The sequence below is a fragment of the Mucilaginibacter achroorhodeus genome (genome assembly GCF_007846095.1).
Lineage (GTDB): Bacteria > Bacteroidota > Bacteroidia > Sphingobacteriales > Sphingobacteriaceae > Mucilaginibacter > Mucilaginibacter achroorhodeus.
Window position 1 is genome coordinate 209829 of sequence record NZ_VOEI01000005.1, and the last position, 19364, is coordinate 229192.

Here is a 19364-nt window from a genome sequence, read left to right on the forward strand (position 1 = left end):
ACACATATGTATCGTAAATTTTTACTTAAAGTGTGGCTCGGGTTACTTGTCACGGGTATAACGGTGGTTTCTGCGCTTGCGCAAAATACTAAGCTTACCTTCCCGGGGAAGCAAGTGACCATTTCTTCAATGATCGACCGGTTGCAAACTGTGTACAAGCTCAAAGTATCTTACGATGCCGAGCTTAACACTTCAAAAACGATCAAACTGTCATCAACAACCTTAAGCCTGCAAGATTTGCTCAGCGAGGTTGAGAAGCAGGCAGGTGTAATCCTTAAAAACATGGGGAGTAACCTCATCATTAGATCGCTTGATGTAGTTAATGTTAACGGTACGGTTTACTCGGCAGATGACAACTTACCGTTACCGGGCGTAACCATTACCGGCGCTGGTAAACAGGTACTGGGTATTTCAAATGTTAACGGAAACTTCAATATCAAAGTGACCAGCGGCAGTAACATTACATTTAGTGCGGTTGGCTTTCAGCAGCAGGTGATGGCTTTTACAAAGTTTACTAAAGACGCCAAGGTATCAATGCCGGTTGCCAGTAACGCCCTTAACGAGGTTGTGGTAACGGCTCTTGGCATTAAGCGCGAGGAAAAGGCTTTGGGCTATGCGGTAACAAAGGTAAAAGGCGAGCAGCTAACACAAGCTTTATCAAACAACTGGACTGACGCCTTATCGGGCAAAGTAGCCGGTTTAGACCTCATACGTTCAAACGGAGGGCCGGGCGGATCAAACAAGATCATATTGCGTGGTGAGAGCAATCTTACAGGTGAGAACGATGCTTTGATAGTTGTTGATGGTGTTGTGATAAACCACGGTAGTGGCCGCCGTACGGCCAGTGGCAGCAATGCATACCTCGACTCAGAATCGCCGGTTGACTTTGGCAGCGGCTTAAATGATATTAATCCCGAGGACATTGAAGATGTAACCGTACTAAAAGGCCCCGGTGCCGCGGCACTTTATGGCCAACGCGGTGCAAACGGTGCCATTATTATAACGACCAAACATGGCCGTATCCGCAAAGGTATTGGGGTAACCATCAATTCTAACACAGCGTTTGAGCAAATATCGCGTTGGCCGGATTATCAGTATGAGTACGGACAGGGATCGGGCGGTGAAAGTTACTATTCATTTGGTGCAACAGCAGATGGTGCCAGCACGCGCAGTACAAGCTCTGCCTGGGGGCCAAAGTTTGATGGACAGTCATTCTATCAATACGACCCGGCAACCCATACCGGCGGGACAACACGTACACCATGGATTGCTTACCCCAACGCTCGTAAAAACTTTTTTGAGACCGGTAAAACGTTCACCAACAGCGTAACGCTCGATGGCGGTACAGACAAAACATCAGTGCGTTTCTCGGCAACTAATTTGCACAATACCTGGATCATTCCAAACACAGGTTATGACAGAAAATCGATTGCGCTATCGGCAGATCAAAAGGTGTCAAATAAACTTCAGATCTCGGCTAAGGTAAATTATACCAACAAAAGCAGTGATAACCTGCCATCAACCGGCTATAATAACCAGTCGTTGATGTACTGGAATATGTTCTGGGTGCCTAACGGTAATCTGGATTGGCTAAAGGATTACTGGCTTCCGGGCAAAGAAAATATCAACCAAAGCTACCCTTTCAGCAGTTTTCCGGATAATCCGTACCTGATCGTGAATCAAATGCTCAACAAATCAAACCGTAACGATCTAATCGGGAACATCCAGGCTACTTATAACTTCACCAAGGACTTTAGCTTGATGGTGCGCACGGCGTTAACATCCTCGGTTGATAAGCGATCGCAACAAAGGCCTTATGATACTGAGAAATTCCGCAAAGGGATGTATCGCACGCAAGACATTACATCGCAAGAGGTAAATAACGATTTCTTGCTGCGCTACAATAAAAAGATAACAAAGGATTTTACAGCGTCTGTATCGGCAGGCGGTAGTATGTTATACAACCGCTATGACCGTACCGAACTGCGTGCCGACTCGTTACTTTTCCCCGGGGTATTCAATCTGGCTAACCGCGCCGGCGTACTTGTTGCTATCCCAACCTTAGGCAAGTACAAAATAAACAGCTTTTATGGTTTGGCAACGTTCGGTTACAAGGACTACCTATTTATGGACGTAACCGCACGTAACGACTGGACCTCCGTACTTGCAACGCCAATCTCAACCAATAACTCATCTTTCTTTTATCCATCGGTAAACGTAAGTGGTGTGCTTTCTGAGATCCTAAAGCTTCCGAAAGCTATCTCATTTGCTAAAGTAAGGGCATCATATGCAAGTGTGGGCAGTGGTCTACAAGAACCATATCTTACATCCTTCAGCTACACATCAAACCCAATATTTCCGGGCGGTTTGGCTAACCCAACAATGGTAGCTAATCCCAACCTTGTAGCACTGCGTACCAATAGTATTGAGTTAGGTCTTGATGTGAGATTGTTTGATAACCGTTTAGGCCTTGATGTCGCCTTGTATAAAAGCAATACCAATAACCAGATATTGCACAACAGTATATCATGGGAGTCCGGTTACGATGAGGCAATCATAAACGCTGGCGAAGTACAAAATAAAGGTATAGAGATCCAGGCTAATGGCGCACCTATAAAAAGCAAAAGCGGCTTCAACTGGAATGTTACTTACACGTTCTCGTCTAACCAGAACAAAGTACTATCGTTAACCAACGGTCTGCCATTGATATTGCAAAGTGGCCCTGCCAACCGCGGCTCGTTAAGTGCCAAGGCAGGTGGTAACATGAATGCTTTGTACGGACGCGGATACGAGCGCGCACCGGATGGGCAGATCATCTACCATAACGGTTATCCGCAGCTTACCGATAGTGTTAAATACATTGGCAGCGCCACACCAAAATGGCGCATGAGCATTGGTAACCAATTCAGATACAAGCAATTTAGCGCAAGCTTTTTGTTTGACGGGCAATACGGTGCAGTTGGCTATTCATTAACGTCAGCCATACTTGCAGAGCAGGGCAAAACTAAAAACACTTTACCTGGCCGCTATAATGGTATCATTGGTAAGGGTGTGGTACGTAATGCTGATGGAACATTTAGTAAAAACACCACCATTGCCGAAAACGTAGTGACCTACTACAACGCACACTATGGCCGTGATAACGTGGAAGGCGCAACATATTCAACGGATTACATTAAGCTGCGCGAGGCGAGGTTTGATTACACACTATCGCCAAAACTTACCAGCAAACTGGGCTTACAACGGGCTACTGTAGGTATTTATGGCCGCGACCTTTTTGTGATAACCAAATGGCCGGCATTTGACCCTGAATTTGGCACCCTTACAGACAACGGCATAGCACGTGGTTTCGAGCTTGGCCAATTCCCGTCAACCCGTACCTATGGCTTTAACTTAACTGTAGCCTTTTAATCATCTAAGATCATGAAAACGAAATTACCTATAATAATTACGGCACTTGCAGCAATCCTTGCCCTAACAGAGTGCACCAAAGGGTTTAAGGCTATTAACGTTAACCCAAATGCAGTTGACCACGCACTACCGCAGGCACTTTTGGCCCCTGCCGTTACTGATATTGTAGCATCAAACATGAACCGTAGCCAACGCATACAGAACGAGCTGATGCAGGTTACAGTGAACATGGGCGATGGAGAGGGAAAGATATTCCGTTATGACATCCGAACCTCGGAAGCAGATTATCTATATCGTAAATGGTACATCAACCTAACAAACATCAACGACGTTTATACAGGTGGCGTAGAAACTAATAATACAACCTACCAGGCTATTGCCTTGATATGCCGTTCGTGGTTGTTCTCCATGCTTACAGATACTTACGGCGATGTGCCTTTTTACGATGCCAACCAAGGTAAGGAAGGCAACTTTACCCCAAAGTTTGATAAGCAAAAGGATATTTACACTGAAATATTTAAACAGCTTGAACAGGCCAATACATTACTTAAGACCGGACCGGATGTAGCGTCGTCAAGCGACCCGCTATATGGCGGCAAGGCGGCAAGCTGGCGCAAGTTTGGCAATTCGCTTTACCTGCGTTTGTTGTTGCGTTTATCCGGCAAGGCCGAAATGAATACTCCGGCCAAAATTACAGAAATGGTAGATACGAACCCTGCCAACTACCCCATCATGACCAGCAATGCCGAGTCGGCGATATTGCGATGGAGCGGCACCGCGCCTTACGTTTCGCCATTTGCCACTTGGCGCCCTGCGGATTGGTACACACCAAAGTTAGGAAGCTTCTTTGTTGACAATTTGAACGAATGGAGCGATCCGCGCATTGGCCGGTGGGCTACAGTTGTTGAAGGAGAATACGCCGGCATCCCGAGCGGCTACCTGCCCGGGCAGCCGCCTGCAGCCAAATCAACCTTGCTTACGTCTTTGCAAATAGAGCCTTTGCTGGGTAATGTCATGAATTATTCTGAATTGCAGTTTGCCCTCGCAGAGGCTGCAGCAAAGGGTTGGGTGTCATCAAAATCGGCACAAAGCTATTATGAAACCGGTGTTACTAATGCTATAACACTGTGGAACGTTACCGTTCCAACAGGTTACCTGGGCTTCGCTAAGGTGAAGTGGGATGACAGCTATACGCTTGACCAAAAGATGGAGCTCATTCACAAGCAAAAGTATTATGCAATGTTCTTCACCGATTTGGAACAATGGTTTGAATACCGTAGAACAGGCCACCCCGTGTTGCCGAAAGGCCCGGGTTTAGAGAATAATGGCGTAATGCCGGCCAGATTAAATTACCCTGTATATATACAAAATACCAACACCAACAATTATAAAGCAGCCGTTGCAGAACAAGGGCCTGATAATACTAACACACTGGTTTGGTGGCAAAGGCCGTAACGTTAAGAACGATCAAATTAATAATATCAATGAAAACAAGATTTATATACATAGCAATTTGCCTTGCCACTATATTGCTTGGCGCGTGCAAAAAGCACGATTATGCAGCAGGCGAGTTAAGCCCGATAATAGCCGTTGCCGACTTAAGGGCCATTTATAAAGGTAGTGATGTTACGCTTACAAAGGAGAACATGCTTGGGGCAACCAACATCATCGGTACGGTCATCAGCATGCCCGACTCCGGCAATGCGCCTAAAGGGTTGGTTGTGATGCAGAACTTTCGCCGCGGAATGCTGAGGGGCATAGCCATTGAGTTGGGCGCCGCGTCAACGAATTACCACAGCGGCGATTCGTTAATGCTGAAAGTAGAGGGCGCTACGCTTAAACGCGTTGATGGTTTACTGCAGATAAGCGGATTAGCCGAAACTGCCATCACGAAGATATCGGAGAAGAATCCGGTCACGATTCAATCGTCAGCAAGCTATGCCATTAAAACCAATCCTGATCAGTTTGAAAGCACCTTGGTAAGAATCAAAACGGCAACAGTTTCTCCAACACCTACTCCGGATGATACCTTTTCAGGCGACCGTTACCTGGTTAACGGCGCAGATAGCATCCTGATGCATACCGAAGCTACAGCAGCTTTAGCTGCCAGCAAACTACCTGCAAGTGCATCAGTAGCAGGCTTGCTATTGGTGGGTAAAAGCAGTCGTGGCGGTACCGGCTTCCAACTGTGGCCGCGCGGCATTTCTGATATCACCGACATCATTAAACCAGCCGATCCGAACGCCAGTTTGGGCATGCTGCCTGTCATCATCACCGGTTATATCAATGACACCAAAGGTGCTGATGGTAATTATGAATACTTCCAGTTTAGGGCAACCCGTAATATCGATTTCAGCAAAACGCCAATGGCAGTGGTAACCTGTACCAACTCCGGTACGGCAGAGCCTAACAAAGGTGATGCGCCGGGATCTGGCTGGGCAACGGGCGGCGGCCGTACCTATAAATTTAACCTTACTGAAGGCACCGTTACAAAAGGCGAGTTCTTTTATGTTGGAGGCAGCAACAAACGTATCAATGGCCCTAATACAACTGATATCAGCGGGGCTAAATGGATACGCTCGATAGCATATGTTACTAATGTGGGCGATGGTTTCGGCAGCGCAAGCTCCGGTTTGTTGCCTAATAGTGGTAATGCAGGTGGTATAGCCATATTCGACGGTATAAACGTTACGGAAACCTCGGTTCCTGTAGATGCCATTTTATTTGGAGGAAGCGGTATAACAACCATTTACAATGCAACTACCAACAAAGGTTATCGCGTGCCGGAGAGCGACCATTACAACCCGATAAGTGGAAGTCAGCCATTCTTTTTGCAGGGAACGAACACCTACATCATCCCTCACTCAACGCCTGCAGACCAGGGCTTTTTTGTAAAACTCGGTGGCGCATTTGATGCCAAGAATAAGACCTGGATAACACCAAGGGGCTATAAATTCTATCAACTGCAATCAACATCTGCATTGTCAGAGATCGAGAGCGGAGCAGATGTGAACATGATGAGTAATTAAATATTTGCCTGTTAATAGGTTGTTATTCGCTCTCAATTTACTTTAAACGCCGGTTTCTTATAGGAGATCGGCGTTTTTTCTTTGATAGGGAGCTATAGGTAAAAATTTGCTGAAACCGAATAACGTCAATTAAAGCTGAAATAGGGCATAAGCTAAGTAAAGCAAGCCATGTTTTGATATAACAAAACGGCTTGCAGGATAACCCGGAGCCATGAGGATTTCACTTCGTTCGACCTTTAAATATAAGTTGTTTTCGATTTGTGGCGTAAGATCCTTTAATAATTGAAATTGATCGATCGTAATCTTAGACATCGTGGTAAACCAAACCTACGGACAAGCTACGGCACTGTTAATAAAGGACAAAACCAGTTTTTATTAAGTGTTTGATCTAATGAGCAAAGCTTAATTTTTATGACCAATTACAAGGAGAACATACTGCTAACATGGACTATTACTCATAAGAAGCTTAATAATCAAATTGCCTTGTGCGTGAATGATGGAATGGCAATTTTTGATTTCAACTCGCTCTCTCAATTCATAACCTAACTTAACCACTACTTTTTTACTAGCTTCTACATTTCACAAACATCTGTTGAATCACCTGAACTAAGTATTCAATTAGTTCATTATCTAAATATTTCAGCCCCAAATTCTGTGTAGGAAAGTTTGCAAAGACCTTTCTATTTTTGATAACGATAACGGTCGGTAAACCGTAGCCGATAGTCATTTATTTTTTTCTTTCACCGGACTAAAGCTCGATGTTTAGCCGGGAGTCGGAAAGAGGAGAAACAGGCTTTGGTTTACGTATTTTTTCGATCGATGATCAAGGCAATTCAATGGTATAAAAATCAAAAAAAGGAGAGAGAAAAGTGAATGTGGAAATGATCACCAGGGAAGACCTCGAACGCTTCAAGGAAGAGCTGTTCGGGATGATCAAAGAGTTAACCGGCAAGCCGCAATTCGGCGAGCAGAAATGGCTGAAAAGCTACCAGGTGAAGAACCTGTTGAAGATATCGAACGGCACCCTGCAGAACCTGCGTGTGAACGGTACGCTGGCCTACAGTAAGATCGGCGGCATCATCTATTACAAGTACGAGGACATTGTCAAGGTCCTGGAGGGGCAGAAGAACAAGAACCCTTTTGCGCCTCACCCGCTCAGCAAGTAAGCTATTATGAATAGGCTATCACAAAGTGATAGCCCGGTTCGGGCATTTGTCATCCGCGTTCAGGAGCAAGCCATGTTTTCGCTACGCTTAAACGGGCTTGCTCCTGCGGAGGACCCAGGATGCCATGAGCAGATTTGTAGAAATAACACTTTGTTGGAGGGCAGGATCATGGGAAGACCATCGTTGAGGGAAGAAAAAAGGAAGGTCCAGGTCAATATCCGGCTGACAGATCCGGAGCATGAAAAGCTTAAAAGCTACGCCGAAGGCGCGGGGATCACCCCCGCTAACTGGATAAGACAAAAAGTATTTGCAGGCAGATTTCCGGTGATGAAAACATCACCGTTGAACGCAGCATTTTACCGGGAGTTGCAGCGCATCGGCGTGAACTTGAACCAGGCGGTGAAACAAATGCATCAGTTGAGATCCGGTACGATAGAGCCTGCTGTGCTGACCGAGCTTTTAAGCCTCCAGAAAGAGATCATCAGGGCGCTTTTACCATGACCGCCGACCAGGTAAAAGGCAAAGGGTTCAGGTGTGCATTGTTGTACAACTTAGAGAAAGTAAATAAGGGAGTCGCTACTGTTTTGGACAGCTCGTTTTCGGAGATGAAAGTGCATCAGGTGATGCGCGAGATCGCGATGGTCAAAGCCTTGCGGCCAAACCTGCAGAAATACTTTTACCACACCTCGATCAACTTTCCGCCGGAGGAAAAATTAACCGGTGAGGAGAAAAAAAATATTGCGCTGGAATACCTGGCGGAGATGGGTTTCGCGTCTAATCAGTACGCGGTGTTCGAGCACTTTGACGCAGAACATCCGCATGTACATCTGCTGGTTAACCGGATCGCTTACGACGGTAGCGTAGTGAGCGATTCCAGGGATTACGCAAGGAGCGAAGCGGTGCTGAGAAAGCTGGAAAAGAAGCATGGTCTAAGGCAGGTTGCCTCCAGCAGGCAGGCGCAGGAACGGGCAGTGACGAAGAACGAACTGGAGATGATGCAGCGGACCGGGGAGCCATCTGTGAAAGTTAAGCTGCAGGTCATTATCAAGGACACGTTGAAATACTTTTCAAACGATAGCAAAGCAGATACAAAAGACTTTATCGAAGCCCTCGAACGCAAAGGCGTCAGCCTGCTTTTCAACCAGGCATCAACGGGCTTTGTGAGCGGTATTTCCTATACCTACGATGGGATGATCTTTAAAGGCGCGGCATTGGGCAATGCCTATAAATGGAGTAGTATCAGATCAATGATAGCATATGAACAGGAAAGAGATGGCACAAGCATTCGCCAGGCAAACGATCGGGCAAGAAGAAGCATTGAAACACGCACGAGAGGACAGGCAGACCGATTCTCAGGAAGAGGTCAAAGCTTTGCTGAAACAAATGCAGGAGATGCAGCTGACCGCAAGACGAAGATACGGGGAGGAACTGACCTTACACGTCCGTTCGCTGCAGGAGCAGCTAGACAAGCTGGAGCTGAGGGCGTACGAGATAGAAGCATGTCTAAGCCGGCTAACGGCACCCTTAGAGCTAGTCAAAGAACAGCAAAAGTTTGGGAGCCGCTGGCTCATCAGGCTGTACCTTATCGCGATCTTGGCCGGGTGCTGCTCTGCACTGATCGTGATGATCTTCCTGCGATAGCTAAAGACGTTACTGATGCTGCATATCTTAAAAGAAAGAAGAAGCGAAAAGGGTTAAGAATGTAGCGATTGTGATAATAAAAGATCGCAGCATAACAACCGTTATTGTTGGCTGCGGCAGGATACTGCATTGCACCACGCGCTTTGCGCTATGTCTTCATTCCACATCCAGCCTCGCTCTACCGCGACAAGCGGGTTACCCGCTTGTCGCAAATTCTATAAATAAGTTCGAGACATTGTTTCCGAAATAGCAGGAATAAGTTAATTTGCATTAGGGAAAGATCGCAAATAGTCGACGGGCTTTTGAGCAACATGGACAATATCCATGAACTTGGGAGGCAAAGGGCTTTTGAATTAGGAAACCCTTTCTATTCCAAGCAGGAGGAAGATGGTGACTATTATCTAAAAGAATTGCCCACAGACGAAAGTACCTTGTCGAGGTAACAATAGTGACCGATAACTATGATATGCCTATCAAGGTCGAAGACAAGATCATAAAAGAGTTGAGTTCATAATGGATATACCTGAATTGATCTTTGTTGTTGGTCCCAACGCAGCCGGTAAGTCAAGTTTTATTCGAACGAGACTTGATGCACTTAAAGATTTCGAGGTCATCATGACAGACGTTTACAAGGGCCGGACAAAATCTGTATTTAAGCAGACCCTTGGACTAAGAAAAAACATTATCCTTCAGACTGTATTTAACGATGGATCTTTCAAAGACCTGGTTGACGAAGCCAGGAGTAACGGGTATTACACTTCACTTCTCGTGCTTTTTCTTGATACGCCTCAGCAATCTTTGGACCGTGTTGCCTTTCGCAGTATTGAGCAGAATGGTCTCACGATAAGTAGTAGCAACATTAAGATCAATTTCAATGAAAGTTTCAAGAATATTGCTTCCTGTTATTTTTTATTTCGATCAATCAGATTTCATTTATACCGGTATCACCGGAAAGAATGCTTTGATTATGAGTTTCAGTAAAATGAAGCTAATTCTTTATAACGAAAACCAATTATAATACCGGCAGAAATTTGGTGATTACGGCTTTATACACAAACGAGTAAGTGAAGAGTTTATCAGCCTCATCAAGTCAAATCATTCTTATAAAGCTTTAGAAACAGTGTCTAATATAAATTAGAAACAACCTATAAAGAAAAGAATGAATTCTAGTGTACGGATCCTTGATCACGACTTTTAAATTAGACGTAGCATTTATGATTTTTCAAGTTTGCGTTTAAGTATGGACATGTCTTCGCTTATCTTTCTCTCTAAAACCCTGGCATAGATCTGAGTCGTCGATATCTTGGTATGCCCTAAGATTTTACTTACCGTTTCAATAGGTACGCCATTGGATAGCGTAACGGTAGTGGCAAAAGTATGCCTCGCAACGTGGTAGGTCATATTTTTTGAGACACCGCAGATCTTCGCGATTTCCTTGAGGTAGGCATTCATCTTTTGATTCGATATCAGAGGGAATACTTTTCCACTTACTTGTGCTCTGTAGTTGCTTTTGTATTTTTTTATCAATGCCAATGCTTTAGGCAGCAGAGGAGTATTTACGGGTACAAGGGTTTTTTGTCTGAAAGTGCGCAGCCACGGCTCTCCATCTAATCCGGTCACAATATTTTCGGGGGTTAGGCCAACCATATCGATAAAGGCTAATCCGGTGTAGCAGGAAAAGATAAACATATCACGAACTGTGTTAAGCCTTTCAATTTCAAATTCTTTTTCTTCTACGCGCTGCAATTCCCATTCGTTTAAAAATTCTTTGTCTACAGCTTTCTTACGCATTTTGAAGCCTTTAAAGGGCTCTCCGTCTACCCAGCGAAGACTCGATCCGAGATTGACCATTTTTTTGAGCCTGATCAAATGTTTAAGCACACCATTAGTATCCATTTTCTTTTGGTGATCCTTGGGCCGGTGGTTATAGAGGAACAGTTCAAAGTCTGCGATGAATTTGTAATTAAGCTCGGATAACTTAAAATCGTCCTGATGATATGTCTGCTTTATAAATTTATTGATATACCGCTGGGTCACGAAGTAATGGCTCATTGTTCCTTTTGATAGAAGGGTAGATGCTTGATCATTGTGATATTTCACCAGTTCGCTAAGCATTGGGGTGTTTTGCTCCTCTTTTAATCCGAGGAAAGCACATTTGAGTTTTTCTGCTGTGATTGCAGCGTCTGTCAGCTCTAATTTACGATAGTGATCTTTCATTGTCCATCTAACGTCCTCTAAATATTTGTTGATGTCTCTGCCTTGCTTGGTGCTTTTTTTGCCTGATCCATTGAGTTTATCCCAATGGTCTATATCTACGACAAACCCCTTAAGTGCAATGTAGATCTTCTCCGCATCTATAACGATGCCCATAAACACCGGCGCTCTGCCATCTTTAGCGCGTTCAGCGCGCATTTTAAAGTGAATTCCAAATTTTCCTGAATACTCCATCTTACATAAATTTTGATACATACTGATTTTACTTAGGTTTTAGCTGCAGTTTAATGCATAAAAACCGTATCAAACAAGCCTTGAAAGCAACAAATTTTATTGGTTTAAATAATTGTAAATCAATTATTTGTGAGCTTTTAGAGTACCAAAAATATCAAATTAATTTTGGTACTCTCCTGGGTACTCTAAAAGTTATTACGAAATGCGAAGATTTGAACTGATGGGAAATAAAAAACCCCGTAAATCATATTGTTTACGGGGTTTTGTGTCTGTTTGACTCTCTTTTCGTGGGAGCAACAGGATTCGAACCTGTGACCCTCTGCTTGTAAGGCAGATGCTCTGAACCAGCTGAGCTATGCTCCCTTGTGTTTTCTCCGGTAAGCTTTCGTTTACTTGAGGTCCCTTGCGTTTGGGAATGCAAATATAGAGTTTACTTTTAATGCTCCAAAAGATAAATTTAAAATATTTTTAAAAATTCCCTAAGTTGCAGATATGCAAAGGATTATTTTTTATCACATGGCTATCCCATGCCCGCCCCTTGGGTCTTCAGGCAATATTTCCATTTCAGGGTAGTCAATATAGTCGGCATACCATTGTATGGCCCCAACCACATCTAAGGCGTCTTCGGCATTTATATTAATGGTTTCAAATGCATATAACTTGTTATGTGCATAGCCATATAACTGTATCTCGTTTTCGTCTGGCGTAAACCGGTCTTCACTTAAACAATACACTCTTATTTTTAAACTGGTGTCTCTCGAGTGTATCACATCCCTGCATGGGTTGTTTGGGTCTGTTGCCAATAAATACACATTGTAATCCATATTTACTCTAACATCGTTATTCCTAATAAGTTTCTTAAATAAGCAATCAAAGTTATCCGCACTTTTTCTACACAGTGGGAAGCTTGTTCTACAACTGATGGGCATGTTAAACGGCAAAAAGTCATTTAAAGCGGTTTATTAGCCATTTTAAACGTTAGGCATACAGTTTGTTTTAAATGATCTACCCTTCTCAAAGGGAGTTTTTCATAGGTAGATGTAGGGCCGAAGGACTGCGAGAGTCTTCCGGCCTTTTTTATTTAATAAACTTCCGGGAAATGCTTTGATGCGGAGTTTTTAATCCAAAAAGAAATTTGAATAGCTTTTGAGTTAATTCTCTACACTTTGAGACTAAATTTCTACGATTTAAAGTTGATCTTTTAAGAAAACCTGCTTTTTAAGCAAAACGGCGCTTATTATGTTGTCGGCACAAGGTTTGTACTTGTAATGGTACCCTTCTCAAAGGGAGTTTTTCATAGGTAGATGTAGGGCCGTAAGACTGCGAGAGTCTTCCGGCCTTTTTTTATTTCATGCCTGCAATTCCTACTCTTTTTTGCTATAACAACTCCGCTTTGCTATAAAGCAAGTTATCCTCCAAACTACACAGAACAATCAAGCGTAATTCCACTTAAAGATATATAAACTAAAACAAATTATTTATGAAAACAGACATCAACCCAATCACCGGTAATGTGAATATGGCCCGCAGGTCGTTTTTACGTTATGCAGGCGCAGGCGTTGCTACTGCAGCGGTGGTAGGCGTAACTGCCTGCCACAAGGACCGTATAGTTGTTGACCCGGGCGGCAGCTCTGATATCGGCAGCGGCGACATCGGCATCTTAAATTATGCTTATGCGCTTGAACAATTAGAAGCAGCATTTTACACACAAGTAGTTAGCAGCCCTTACAGCGGTATGTCAAGCGTGGAATTAACTTACATGACAGATATACGCGACCATGAGATAGTGCACCGCGAATTTTTTAAAGCCGCATTAGGTGCTAAGGCGATCATGTCTTTAACTCCTGATTTCAGCAAAATTGATTTCGGAAGCAGACAACAAGTTTTGGCTACAGCTAAAGCATTCGAAGATTTGGGTGTACAAGCTTATGATGGCGCAGGTTACCTTATTAAAGATGCTAATTACCTGTTAATTGCCGGTAAGATCGTATCTGTTGAGGCAAGACACGCAGCATTAATATCTAACCTGATATCTTTCGGTTCATTTGTACCGGATGATCAGATAGATTCTAATGGTTTAAACAAATCTGCCACCATAGCGCAGGTATTACCAACTGCTAATGCCTTCCTTAAAACCAAGGTAACAGCACAAGCATTTAATTATAACGGTTAATCAATATCGCCATGAATATATTTGATATAGTACAAGAAATAGAAAAGGTTGACCCAGAGGTTTACGATCGTTTAAACCCGCGCCGTGCAGCCATTAAAAATATAACCAGCTTTGGTTCAAAAGTAGCAGTTGCTGCATTACCGTTTGCTTTAGGAACCATGTTCAAAAGAGCCTATGGTCAATCATCTTCGAGTGTAGTTGATGTTCTTAATTACGCATTAACTCTTGAGCATCTTGAAGCAGCATTTTACACCCAGGGTTTAGCAACATCTAACTTGGTGCCGGCTGCAAACTCAACCTATTTGGGTTTGATAAAAAGAGATGAAGTTGCCCACGTAAAATTTTTACAAACGGTGATCAGTTCGCTTAATGCAACACCTGTTAGCGCTGCCACGTATGATTTTACCGGCGGAAACAACAAAGGTAATGGTCCTTTCAAAGATGTATTTAGCAACTATGCTACTTTCCTTGCTGTTGCGCAAGTATTTGAAGATACAGGTGTAAGAGCGTACAAAGGCCAGGCAGGAAATCTTTTAGGTAACCAAACGGTATTAACTGCAGCATTATCGATCCACGCGGTTGAGGCACGTCACGCATCTGCAATAAGGCAATTACGCTTTAATTTAAACCAATCATCAACTACTAAGCCTTACATCGTAAGTACAGCTTCATTAGGTAATGATACCGGTGTTGCTGCTGCCAACGGTAATTATGCCGGAGAAGAAAACGTAACGCAAGGTGGTGTAAATTTGGTTACAGCTCTTAATGTATCTGCAGCGGTTGCTACAGCATCTTTTGATGAGCCATTAACAAAAGACCAGGTTCTGGCATTGGTTGCTGGTTCATTCATTGTATCTTAGTACCATACTGATACAGCGAAAAAATAAGGCCCTGCATAATTGCAGGGCCTTTGTTGTTTGTAATCAACTATAATTATTGTCTTGCCGGGCGGCCGCCGCCACGCTGTTCTTGTTGCTGGCGTTGTTGCTCTTGCTGCTGCCTTTGTTGTTGTTGCTGCTGGCGCTGTTGTTCTTGTTGTTGACGTTGCTGCTCTTGCTGTTGCTGGCGTTGTTGCATTTGTTGCTGGCGCTGTTGCTCTTGCTGCTGGCGTTGCTGATCTTGTTGTTGCTGACGTTGCTGCTGCATTTGCTGCTGGCGCTGTTGTTCCTGTTGCTGGCGTTGCTGATCTTGCATTTGCTGGCGTTGTTGCTGCATTTGCTGCTGACGCTGTTGTTCTTGTTGCTGGCGCTGTTGCATTTGTTGTTGCCTAACCTGTTCTTGCTGTTGGCGTTGCTGGTCTTGCACTTGCTGGCGTTGTTGCTGCATTTGCTGCTGGCGCTGTTGTTCTTGCTGTTGGCGCTGTTGCATTTGCTGTTGCCTAACCTGATCCTGCTGCTGACGTTGCTGCTCCTGCTGCTGTTGCCTTTGCTGATCCTGCACTTGCTGGCGTTGCTGTTCTTGTTGCTGACGCTGCATCTGCATTTGTTGTTGCCTAACCTGGTTTTGCTGCTGGCGTTGTTGCTCTTGTTGTTGCCTTTGCTGATCTTGCATTTGCTGGCGTTGTTGCATTTGTTGCTGGCGCTGATCTGATGATTGCTGATCACGTGCACCACGCGCTTGCTGCATTTGCTGCTGGCGTTGCTGCTCTACCTGTTGGCGCTGATCTGCTGTTTGCTGATCACGTGCGCCGCGAGCCTGCTGCATTTGTTGTTGACGTTGCTGATCGGCTTGCTGGCCGTTGTTGCGTTGGTCGTTGCGGTTCAAATCAGGCCTGCTGTTGCGGTTGCCGAGATTGTCAACATTAGGGCGGTTATTGTCTACCCGCACCAAGCGGCTATCCGGGTTGGTACTGCGGGCGGTTTGTGCCAGCCTCGAAGCATTTGCAGGGTTGTAGCCACGTCCGTTAGCTACCGCGATCCTTTGTCCGGGATTTTGGCGTCTGTAAGCTTCCGCATCAACAACGCGAGTAGGGCGTGCATTTTCGTCTCTCCTTATTACCGGCCTGTAAATATTAATATTGTTGTTGTTAATAGTGGTACGCGACGGCCTATTAATGTTGGTGATATTGTAAACACGTACCGGGCGCTGTGTAATACGCTGAATGTCATCACGACGTGGCCCACTTATATAAGTTACGTTGTTATAAACATTAGTGTTGCGAATATAAGTGGTGCGATTTATAATGGTTGACACACGGTATGACGGCACATAATAACTGTAAATATCAGGTGATGTTATATAACGCTGCGGTGCAAATACCCAATAAAAATCAGGTACAGAATAGCCACCGAATGATACGTTGATATCAATACCCGGTTGCATTGGTGCCCAGCCATAATAGCCACCACCATCTCTCCAGCTTACCCAGGCAGGTGCCCATTCGTTACCCGGGATCCATTCCCAGCCGTAATAATTATCAAACCTCCAACGGCCGTAGTGGAATGCTGCCCAACCCCAGGGATAATCAGATACCCAGGTGTTACCATACTCGGTCATTGCCCAGTAACCATTGGTGGCGTACGGGCGAAAGTTTTGGTCAACGTCTGGAACCCAAACATTGCCGTATTGCTGGTCATATACCCAGGTGCCGTATGGCGAAAGTTCGTCATAAAATTCCTGGTCAGATACATATCCCTGTGCAAATATCTTGTTGGGCGCTGATAACATCAGCATGAATGCCACCAAGGCTATTCCCCATATTTTACTTAATTTTTTCATGCTCGCTTCTATTGGGTTTAGTGTGGTTTTATAATACAGACTAGCCAATAACACAAACGTTTAACGGTGTAAATGTTTTCTGTGATGTGCCTTAAGCTTAAAACTTACAGTGTTATTTATGTTGGCACCTACGTTCTCAAATAAAAAATAGATAATTTTGGCTTTAAACATTTTAATTATGAGCGTAGTAAACATCCCTCGTTTGGATCTTAACACCTATATAAACGGCACTGAAGAGCAGCGCAAAGCTTTTTCTAATGCTATTGGTAAGGCTTTCAATGAAACCGGCTTTGTTACCATCACTAATCATGGTTTAAGTAAGGAACTGATAGACGACCTTTACAAACAGGTTAAAGCGCTTTTTGCCTTGCCAGGGGATGTGAAGATGAAGTACGAGATCCCCGGGCTTGCGGGGCAGCGTGGTTATACCGGCAAAAACAAAGAAACGGCTAAGGGTTTTAAAATACCCGATCTGAAGGAGTTTTGGCAGATAGGCCAAACTGTTGCCGATGATGCGCCTGAAAAGGAGCTTTACCCTGATAACGTGCAGGTTGCCGAACTGCCTGAGTTTAACACCGTAACGCTGGAGGTTTACAAGAAGCTTGAAGGGGCCGGTATTCACCTTTTGCGCGCCATTGCAGTTTATCTGGGGCTGGGTGAAAATTACTTTGATGATAAAGTGCACAATGGTAATTCAATACTCCGTACGCTGCATTATTTCCCTATAGAGAACCCGGATGCACTGCCTGACGATGCGGTGCGTGCCGGCGCTCACGAGGATATTAACCTGATCACCCTGCTGATTGGTGCCAGCGCGGATGGACTTGAACTGCTAACCCGCGACAACACCTGGTTCCCGGTTAAGGCGCATGGCGAAGACCTGGTGGTTAACGTAGGGGATATGCTGCAGAGGCTAACCAACAATAAGTTAAAATCAACCACACACAGGGTGGTTAACCCGCCGCGCGAGGAAATGAAGAACTCGCGTTTCTCAGTGCCGTTCTTTTTACACCCTAAATCAACTATGGACCTTGCCAGCCTGCCATCAACCATTGATGCTGAGCATCCGAAATTATACACAGATATCACTGCAGGCGAATATCTGGATGAGCGCCTGAGAGAAATAGGGCTTAAGAAGTAAGAAGTTAAGAGTCAAAGCCCCGCAATGCGGGGCTTTGATTTTGGTTAGCATTCAGTCGAAGGCGTTCACGTTCACGGATATGAACGCCATGAACACCGTGAACGCTCGTGAACGCTGACAAGAAAATGTCAGTGCAGGAAACCGGGGTTTTTTAAGTCCAAAGTCCCTTAGTTTGGCCTCAAAGAGGCTTAGTATGCCCTTAGTTTAGTACTACTTTCTCGTGTTGGTAGGGGATTTCGATGTTATTGAAGCCGTTTTTCTTCAGCGTTTCGGCGAAATGTTGCTGAATATCGTACTCGCCGTGAACAAGAAATATCTTCTTAACCTTTGCCGGATCCTGGCAGCTGATGAAGTGCAGCAGGTCTTCGTAATCGCCGTGCGCGCTCATGCTTCTTATAGATCGCACTTCTGCATTAACCCGGTATTGGTCGCCAAAAATATATACCTCTTTATCACCACGGGCCAGCCTGCCGCCAAGCGATCCCGGCTCAGCATAGCCAACCATCAGTATGGTATTCTTCTGATTGTTGATGTTATTTTTAATATGATGTTTCACGCGCCCGGCCTCGGCCATGCCCGATGATGAAATGATAACGCAAGGCCGCGGGTCATCATTTAAGGCAATGGATTCTTCGGTAGATTCAATAAATCTTAAGCCCTTAAACCCAAACGGATCAGCATCAACCCGCAGCACCTTTTTTACGGCGCTGTTGTATTCTTCGGGATGGTCCTTTAATATCTGCGTAGCTTTTTCAGATAGCGGACTATCCACATAATAAGGCACATCCGGCAGTTCGCCGCGTAACTCCAACGCGTTAAGGGCATAAAGTAGTTCCTGTGTGCGGCCAACGCTAGACGCCGGGATGATCACTTTGCCTTTTTTATCTACACACGTGTGTTTTATCACCTCAAGCAATGCATCTTCAACCGGGCCAACATCTTTATGTAAGCTATCGCCATAGGTACTTTCCAGTAAAATATAGTCGGCTTGCTGAAAAGGCTGGGGGCTTTTCAAGATCATATCGCCGTACCGGCCAACATCACCACTAAAGGTTACCTGCGTTGTCTTACCATCTTCAGTTACGGTTACGTGTACGGCAGCACTGCCCAAAATATGGCCGGCATCCGTAAACTTAAACCGCAGGTTTTTGCTGATAGCGTATTCCTGGTGATAATCTACTATTTTAAACAGGCGCATGGCTGCCATGGCATCTTCTTCGGTGTAAAGAGCCTCAAGCAAAGGTTGTCCGCGCTTTTTACGCTGTTTGTTGCTGTACTCAATATCCTGCATCTGTATCTTGGCCGAATCAAGCAGCAATATACGTGCAAGGTCCATTGTGGCCGATGTGCAGAATATATTACCCTCAAAACCCTCACTAACCAGGCGGGGTATTAAACCGCAATGGTCAATATGTGCGTGAGAGAGGATAAGGTGATCTACTTTTTTAGGGTTAAAACCAAAGTGTTCGTTCATATCCTCGGTATGTTCACCAAGGCTCTGGAACATGCCGCAGTCCAATAAAACCGTAGTACCATCATTTAAACGAAGAAGATGCTTGCTGCCGGTAACGTTGCGGGCAGCGCCGTGAAAGGTTATTTCCATTTATAATTGATTGTAACAGTAACCAAAAATGGCG

Annotated in this window: 13 protein-coding genes and 1 tRNA gene; 9 read left to right on the forward strand and 5 right to left on the reverse strand. The window is 44.7% G+C overall.

The window, feature by feature from the left end:
- Positions 1-6 precede the first annotated feature (6 nt).
- The 6 genes from FPZ42_RS14670 to FPZ42_RS14695 all read left to right on the forward strand — a co-directional run bounded on the left by FPZ42_RS14670 (position 7) and on the right by FPZ42_RS14695 (position 9312).
- Positions 7-3411: a SusC/RagA family TonB-linked outer membrane protein gene (locus FPZ42_RS14670; RefSeq protein WP_261382306.1), complete on the forward strand. Its 3405-nt coding sequence runs from the start codon at positions 7-9 to the stop codon at positions 3409-3411.
- Positions 3412-3423: 12 nt separating this feature from the next.
- A complete protein-coding gene (locus FPZ42_RS14675) occupies positions 3424-4866 on the forward strand; it encodes a SusD/RagB family nutrient-binding outer membrane lipoprotein (protein WP_146272422.1) in 1443 nt (480 codons plus the stop codon).
- 29 nt (positions 4867-4895) lie between these two features.
- On the forward strand, positions 4896-6440 hold the full coding sequence (locus FPZ42_RS14680) for a DUF5689 domain-containing protein (protein WP_146272423.1): 1545 nt from the start codon (positions 4896-4898) through the stop codon (positions 6438-6440).
- Between the two features lie 881 nt (positions 6441-7321).
- Complete coding sequence (locus FPZ42_RS14685) at positions 7322-7606, forward strand: helix-turn-helix domain-containing protein (protein WP_261382307.1); 285 nt, start codon at positions 7322-7324, stop codon at positions 7604-7606.
- A 168-nt stretch (positions 7607-7774) separates the two neighbouring features.
- Entirely contained in the window at positions 7775-8107 is a 333-nt protein-coding gene (locus FPZ42_RS14690) for a plasmid mobilization protein (RefSeq protein ID WP_186458785.1), read from the forward strand.
- Entirely contained in the window at positions 8104-9312 is a 1209-nt protein-coding gene (locus tag FPZ42_RS14695) for a relaxase/mobilization nuclease domain-containing protein (protein ID WP_146272428.1), read from the forward strand. The genes FPZ42_RS14690 and FPZ42_RS14695 overlap by 4 nt, the downstream gene beginning before the upstream one ends.
- A 1147-nt stretch (positions 9313-10459) precedes the next feature.
- Here FPZ42_RS14695 and FPZ42_RS14700 read toward each other — a convergent pair.
- From FPZ42_RS14700 to FPZ42_RS14710, 3 genes are all read right to left on the reverse strand, one after another.
- Positions 10460-11659: a site-specific integrase gene (locus tag FPZ42_RS14700; RefSeq protein WP_261382308.1), complete on the reverse strand. Its 1200-nt coding sequence runs from the start codon at positions 11657-11659 to the stop codon at positions 10460-10462.
- 324 nt (positions 11660-11983) lie between these two features.
- Positions 11984-12058 (reverse strand) — tRNA-Val (locus FPZ42_RS14705).
- A 149-nt stretch (positions 12059-12207) separates the two neighbouring features.
- A complete protein-coding gene (locus tag FPZ42_RS14710; RefSeq protein ID WP_146272432.1) occupies positions 12208-12519 on the reverse strand; it encodes a hypothetical protein in 312 nt (103 codons plus the stop codon).
- A gap of 656 nt (positions 12520-13175) precedes the next feature.
- Between FPZ42_RS14710 and FPZ42_RS14715 the strand changes: the two genes are divergently transcribed.
- The gene (locus FPZ42_RS14715; RefSeq protein WP_146272434.1) at positions 13176-13868 is read left to right on the forward strand and encodes a ferritin-like domain-containing protein; all 693 of its coding nucleotides are present in this window, start codon (positions 13176-13178) and stop codon (positions 13866-13868) included.
- Between the two features lie 11 nt (positions 13869-13879).
- Positions 13880-14728 (forward strand): ferritin-like domain-containing protein, encoded by an 849-nt coding sequence (locus FPZ42_RS14720; RefSeq protein WP_146272436.1) that lies wholly within the window; start codon positions 13880-13882, stop codon positions 14726-14728.
- A gap of 73 nt (positions 14729-14801) precedes the next feature.
- On the opposite strand, the gene FPZ42_RS19230 is transcribed toward FPZ42_RS14720, so the two are convergent.
- Positions 14802-16586, reverse strand: coding sequence for a DUF6600 domain-containing protein (locus FPZ42_RS19230; protein WP_186458786.1), 1785 nt, complete (start codon positions 16584-16586; stop codon positions 14802-14804).
- A 178-nt stretch (positions 16587-16764) separates the two neighbouring features.
- Between FPZ42_RS19230 and FPZ42_RS14730 the strand changes: the two genes are divergently transcribed.
- Positions 16765-17727, forward strand: coding sequence for an isopenicillin N synthase family dioxygenase (locus tag FPZ42_RS14730; RefSeq protein WP_146272438.1), 963 nt, complete (start codon positions 16765-16767; stop codon positions 17725-17727).
- Positions 17728-17926: 199 nt separating this feature from the next.
- Here the strand turns inward: FPZ42_RS14730 and FPZ42_RS14735 are convergent, their stop codons facing one another.
- The gene (locus FPZ42_RS14735) at positions 17927-19330 is read right to left on the reverse strand and encodes an MBL fold metallo-hydrolase RNA specificity domain-containing protein (RefSeq protein WP_146272440.1); all 1404 of its coding nucleotides are present in this window, start codon (positions 19328-19330) and stop codon (positions 17927-17929) included.
- Positions 19331-19364 lie beyond the last annotated feature (34 nt).